The 6035-nt window shown below is 70.9% G+C and carries 6 protein-coding genes; all 6 read left to right on the forward strand.

Annotated features, from left to right (window positions below):
* Positions 1-617 precede the first annotated feature (617 nt).
* Complete coding sequence (locus RKE29_RS10540) at positions 618-1337, forward strand: response regulator transcription factor (protein WP_312004881.1); 720 nt, start codon at positions 618-620, stop codon at positions 1335-1337.
* Between the two features lie 523 nt (positions 1338-1860).
* Positions 1861-2190 carry a TcmI family type II polyketide cyclase gene (locus RKE29_RS10545; protein WP_312004882.1) on the forward strand — a complete coding sequence of 110 codons (330 nt, stop codon included), beginning with the start codon at positions 1861-1863 and terminating at the stop codon, positions 2188-2190.
* Positions 2187-3458, forward strand: coding sequence for a beta-ketoacyl-[acyl-carrier-protein] synthase family protein (locus tag RKE29_RS10550; protein ID WP_312004883.1), 1272 nt, complete (start codon positions 2187-2189; stop codon positions 3456-3458). The genes RKE29_RS10545 and RKE29_RS10550 overlap by 4 nt, the downstream gene beginning before the upstream one ends.
* A 54-nt stretch (positions 3459-3512) precedes the next feature.
* Positions 3513-4721, forward strand: coding sequence for a ketosynthase chain-length factor (locus tag RKE29_RS10555; RefSeq protein ID WP_312004884.1), 1209 nt, complete (start codon positions 3513-3515; stop codon positions 4719-4721).
* Between the two features lie 105 nt (positions 4722-4826).
* Positions 4827-5099 (forward strand): acyl carrier protein, encoded by a 273-nt coding sequence (locus tag RKE29_RS10560; protein ID WP_312004885.1) that lies wholly within the window; start codon positions 4827-4829, stop codon positions 5097-5099.
* Between the two features lie 156 nt (positions 5100-5255).
* Positions 5256-6035, forward strand: a 780-nt coding sequence (locus RKE29_RS10565; protein ID WP_312004886.1) for an SDR family NAD(P)-dependent oxidoreductase, incomplete at its 3' end; no start/stop codon positions are given.

Below are 6035 nucleotides of genomic sequence, written 5' to 3' on the forward strand. Positions count from 1 at the left end.
CAGGGCCGGGCCGGTACGCGTGGAGTGGGCGGCTCGGGCACCTGCCGGACGAGACCAATTCCCTTGGATAGGGCTCAACTTACCGTTGCCGGAGGAGCGGTGTCCATCGCGTGGCGGGCCGAGCCGGTGATCTTGCCCGGTGGCGCGTGGGCGGGTGAACCACCGGCCGCGCACGCCGCGGGCCGCCGCGGCCGCACACCCGTTCTGCCTACTTTCCGCCAGTGGCCTGAATTTTTCGGAACGTACACACCGACTGCCTCATTCCGTCCCGCTCCGCGGCCGCCTTTAACAGACCGGAGGTTCCCTTAGATCTTCCGGCGGGGCGCGCGATCCGGGAAGCCCCTGTTCGGAGGCGCTATCCAGGGAGTAAGCACGGCGGAAGTAAGAAATGTGGCAGCACCGCGGATAACTCGGCCGCACCCGCAAAGACGAGCCAACCCCCCGGAGCGTCGGCAGACTTCGACGCACGACCCGCAGCTCCCACATCGATCTCAGGACACATTGATTCGCATTCACGCGCCTGGCGATTTATTGACAAACCGGCGGGCATGTTTGTAGGGTTACATGCGTTGGCTTGAACCGTGCGTCCAGTTGAGCGGATCATTAATGGGGGAGTTATGAGTCAGCACATCACAGCTTCCGATCTCCGCGGGTCAGACTTTCTGCAGAGTGCGTCGGGGTCCTGGCGCGTCCTGGTAGTAGAGAAGGACCAGGGGGCCCTGGAAACCCTCCGGGCGGAACTGGGCCGGCACGGTCACCAGGTCAAGGGGGTTCATACCGGCTCGGCGGCCCTGCAGGCGCACGAGAGCGCCGATATCGTCCTGATCGACTTCGAGCTGCCGGACATCGACGGCCTGGAGGTGTGCCGGGGCATCCGCACGCTGTCGGACGTGGCGGTGATCGCGGTGACCTCGTGGGGGAGCGAGCTGGACCGGGTGCTCGGCCTGCAGGCCGGCGCGGACGACTACGTGGTGAAACCCTACGGGTGCCGGGAGCTGATCGCCCGCATGGAGGCGGTCATGCGCCGGGTTCAAGCCAAGCCGCAGACCGCGAAGGTGATCTCGCACGGGTCCCTCCGCATCGACGTGGGCCTGCGCGAGGTCAGCCTGGAAGGCCGTGAGGTCGACGTGACCCGCAAGGAGTTCGACCTGCTCTGTCTGCTCGCCTCCCATCCGAGAACAGTCATTCCGCGCAAGCGGATAATGCAACAGGTCTGGGGCGACTCCTGGTCCAGACGCACCGTCGACACGCACGTCAGCAGCCTTCGCGCCAAACTCGGCGGAAGCGACTGGATCATCACCGTCCGAGGCGTCGGATTCCGGCTCGGCCACATCTGACGGACGGAACAGAACGCCGAGAGAAATCGGCGGGAACGGACCGGCGCCCGACGCCACCGGTCGCCGCCAGGAATAGGCACCGCCATACGGGCGGGCTCCGCAAAGCGGAGCCCGCCCTTTTTCGTGCATTGCCCACGGGCTGGTGTCACGGGGTGCGGTCTCGCGGTCTGACAGCTTTCTGACATCGTCCTGGCGAAGTGCCGACAAATCCTCTCCAGCCCTGCATTTCCCGACCGAAGACTGAATAGGAGAACCTTGAACAGGGTCCGGCAGGGGATCAATCATGGAAGCCGGCCGATATCCCCGTCCGGCAGGAGGGGCCGTCGCGCCGAACCGCGCCTGCGAGTTCCGCATCGACGGCGAACCCCGGACCGAACTTCCCGTCCGCTCCCGGCACCGCGATCCGCTTTCGCGGGCGACCGGGAACCGGCCGGGCGGACGGACGGACCACCGCCGCACAGGACCGGTCCCACCGACAAGCCCCCGCGGGCCCGAGAGCGCGAAGATCCGAAGGAGAGAATTCATGCACAGCACTCTGATCGTGGCCCGGATGCAGCCGGAGTCGGACGCGGACGTCGCGCAGATCTTCGCCGGATTCGACAGGACGGAGATGCCTCACCTCATGGGCACCCGCCGGCGTCAGCTCTTCCACTACCGGGGCTTGTACTTCCACCTCCAGGACTTCGACGCCGACAACGGCGGCGCCCTGATCGAGCAGGCCAAGACCGACGAGCGGTTCGTCCGGATCAGCCAGGACCTCAAGCCGTACATCGAGGCCTACGACCCGGCCACCTGGCGCTCCCCCGCCGACGCCATGGCCACCCGCTTCTACACCTGGGAGGCCGGTGCATGACCGGCCGCCGCGTCGTGGTCACCGGAATCGACGTCCTGGCCCCCGGCGGGGTCGGAGCCGGCGCTTTCTGGGATCTGATCAGCCACGGGCGCACCGCCACCCGCGGCATCACGTTCTTCGACCCCTCGCCGTTCCGCTCCCGCGTCGCCGCCGAGATCGACTTCGCCCCGGAGGCGCATGGACTCAGCCCCCAGGAGATCCGGCGGATGGACCGGGCCGCGCAGCTCGCCGTGGTCGCCGCCCGGGGCGCGGTGCGCGACTCGGGCGCGGACCTGACCGCGCTCGACCCGTACCGGGTCGGCGTGACCGTCGGGAGCGCGGTCGGCGCCACCATGGGCCTGGACCAGGAGTACCGGGTCGTCAGCGACGGCGGCCGCCTGCACCTGGTGGACCACGCCTACGCCGTGCCGCACCTGTACGACTACCTGGTGCCCAGCTCCTTCGCCGCCGAGGTCGCCTGGGCCGTGGACGCGCAGGGCCCCAGCACGGTGGTCTCCACCGGCTGCACCTCCGGCATCGACTCGGTCGGCTACGCGGCCGACCTCATCCGCGAGGGATCGGCCGACGTCATGATCGCCGGATCGTCCGACGCGCCGATCTCCCCGATCACCCTCGCCTGCTTCGACGCGATCAAGGCGACCACCCCCCGCAACGACGACCCGAGCACCGCCTCCCGGCCCTTCGACGGCACCCGCAACGGCTTCGTCCTCGGCGAGGGCGCCGCGGTGTTCGTCCTGGAGGAGCTGGAGCGGGCACGGGCACGGGACGCGCACATCTACGCCGAGATCGCCGGCTACGCCACCCGCAGCAACGCCTACCACATGACCGGTCTGCGCCCGGACGGCGCGGAGATGGCCGAGGCCATCCGGGTCGCGCTGGACGAGGCGCGGATGAATCCCGAGCAGATCGACTACATCAACGCACACGGCTCGGGCACCAAGCAGAACGACCGGCACGAGACCGCCGCGTTCAAAAGGAGCCTCGGCAAGCACGCCCACGTCACCCCGGTCAGCTCCATCAAGTCGATGGTGGGCCACTCCCTCGGCGCGATCGGCTCCATCGAGATCGCCGCCTCCGCACTGGCGATGGAGCACTCGCTGGTGCCGCCGACCGCCAACCTGCACACGCCCGACCCCGAGTGCGACCTGGACTACGTGCCGCTGACCGCACGCGAGCAGCGCACCGACGCGGTGCTGACCGTCGGCAGCGGCTTCGGCGGCTTCCAGAGCGCCATGGTGCTCGCCCGGCCGGAGAGGAGAGCGGCATGACCGCCAGGGCGGTGGTNGCGCCATGGTGCTCGCCCGGCCGGAGAGGAGAGCGGCATGACCGCCAGGGCGGTGGTGACCGGTCTGGGCATCGCGGCGCCCAACGGCCTGGGCGCCGCGGACTACTGGGGAAACACCCGCAGCGGCAAGTCCGGTATCGGCCGGATCACCCGCTTCGACCCCGCGGGCTACCCGGCCAAGCTGGCCGGTGAGATCCCGGGTTTCACCGCGGAGGACCACCTGCCCAGCCGCCTGCTCCCCCAGACCGACCGGATGACCCGGCTGGCGCTGGCGGCGACGGACTGGGCGCTGGCGGACGCGAACGTGCGCCCGGACGAGCTGCCGGCCTTCGACATGGGCGTCGTCACCGCCAGTTCCTCGGGCGGTTTCGAGTTCGGCCAGGGCGAGCTGGAGGCGCTGTGGAGCAAGGGAAGCCGGTACGTCAGCGCGTACCAGTCGTTCGCCTGGTTCTACGCCGTCAACAGCGGGCAGATCTCGATCCGCAACGGGATGAAGGGTCCCAGCAGCGTGGTCGTGAGCGACCAGGCCGGGGGCCTGGACGCCGTCGCCCAGGCCCGTCGGCAGATCCGGCGGGGCACCCGGCTGGTCGTCTCCGGCGCGATCGACGCCTCCATCTGCCCCTGGGGGTGGGTGGCCCAGCTGGCCGGTGGGCGGCTGAGCACCGTCGAGTGCGTCGACCGGGCGTACCTGCCGTTCGACGCGGCGGCGGCCGGCCACGTGCCCGGCGAGGGCGGTGCGATCGTGGTGCTGGAATCCGAGGAGTCCGCACGCCGGCGCGGGGCCCGGCGGTACGGGGAGATCGCCGGCTACGGCGCCACCTTCGACCCGCGGCCGGGCAGCGGGCGGGAACCGGGCCTGCGCAGGGCGATCGAGCTGGCGCTGGCCGACGCGGCGGCCGATCCCGGCGACGTCGACGTGGTCTTCGCCGACGCGGCGGCCGTACCCGAGCTGGACCGGGCCGAGGCCGCGGCGATCGGCGCCGTCTTCGGACCGCGCGGGGTGCCGGTCACCGCGCCCAAGACCATGACCGGCCGCCTGTACTCCGGCGCCGGCCCGCTGGATCTGGCCACCGCGCTGCTGTCCATCGACGCCGGCCTCATCCCGCCGACGGTCCACGTCGACCCCGCGCCCGGGCACGGCCTGGACCTCGTCGTGGAGCGGCGGGCCGCACCGGTGCGCTCCGCGCTGGTGCTGGCCCGGGGCGAGGGCGGCTTCAACTCGGCGCTGCTGGTGCGCGCGGCCTGACGTCCGGACGTCCGGCGCCCCCGGTCCCCCTCGATCCGCCGCGCAGTACCCACCGGACACCTCCGACACCGACCACCACGGACACGCGAAAGGCAGGGCCATCCCATGGGGACCCGACGCTTCACCCTCGACGACCTCAAACGGATTCTGCTGGAGGGGGCGGGCGCGGCCGAGACCGTGGACCTCGACGGCGAGATCCTCGACCTCGGCTTCGACGAGCTCGGATACGAGTCGCTGGCGCTGCTGGAGACCGGCGGCCGGATCGAACGCGAGTACGGCATCACGCTCGACGACCAGGAGCTCACCGACGGCGCCACTCCCCGGCGCCTGATCGACGCGGTGAACGCCCGGCTGTCGATGCCGGCCGACGCCGTCTGACCCTCCCGACCAGAGCCTGCCGAGGCGCCTGCCCGCGCGGACCGCCGCCGCCGGACCGCCGCGCGCCCGGCGGCCCCCGCACGGCCGTCCCCTCCGCACGGCCGCACGACACTCCACGACGCACTCCACGACGCACCAGGGAAAGCGGGTACCAGCATGTCTCAGCAGCAGCGGGTCGCTCTCGTCACCGGCGCCACCAGCGGCATCGGCCTGGCCTCGGCCCGGCAACTCGCCGGCCAGGGCCTGCGGGTGTACATCGGCGCGCGCGGCGCGGACGGTGTGACCGCCACCGTCAAGGAACTCCAGGCCGAGGGCGCCGAGGTGGACGGCAGCGCCCTGGACGTGCGCTCCGGGGACTCCGTACGCCGTTTCGTGCGGGCGGCCGTCGACCGTTTCGGCGGCGTCGACGTCCTGGTGAACAACGCCGGCCGCAGCGGCGGCGGCGTCACCGCCGACATCGCCGACGAGCTCTGGCTCGACGTCATCGAGACCAACCTCACCAGTGTCTTCCGCATGACCCGGGAGGTTCTCACCACCGGCGGCCTGCGGCACAAGTCGTGGGGCCGCGTCATCAACATCGCCTCCACCGCGGGCAAGCAGGGCGTCGTGCTCGGCGCCCCGTACTCCGCCTCCAAGCACGGCGTCGTCGGCTTCACCAAGGCGCTCGGCAACGAGCTGGCCCCCACCGGGATCACCGTCAACGCCGTCTGCCCCGGCTACGTGGAGACACCGATGGCGCAGCGCGTACGGCAGGGCTACGCGGCCGCGTACGACACCGACGAGGAGACGATCCTCAAGCGGTTCCAGGCCAAGATCCCGCTCGGCCGCTACTCCACCCCCGAGGAGGTCGCCGCCATGGTCGGCTACCTGGCCTCCGACGCCGCCGGCTCGGTCACCTCCCAGGCGGTCAACGTCTGCGGCGGCCTCGGCAACTTC

It is taken from the genome of Streptomyces sp. B1866, from assembly GCF_031932565.1.
GTDB lineage: Bacteria > Actinomycetota > Actinomycetes > Streptomycetales > Streptomycetaceae > Streptomyces.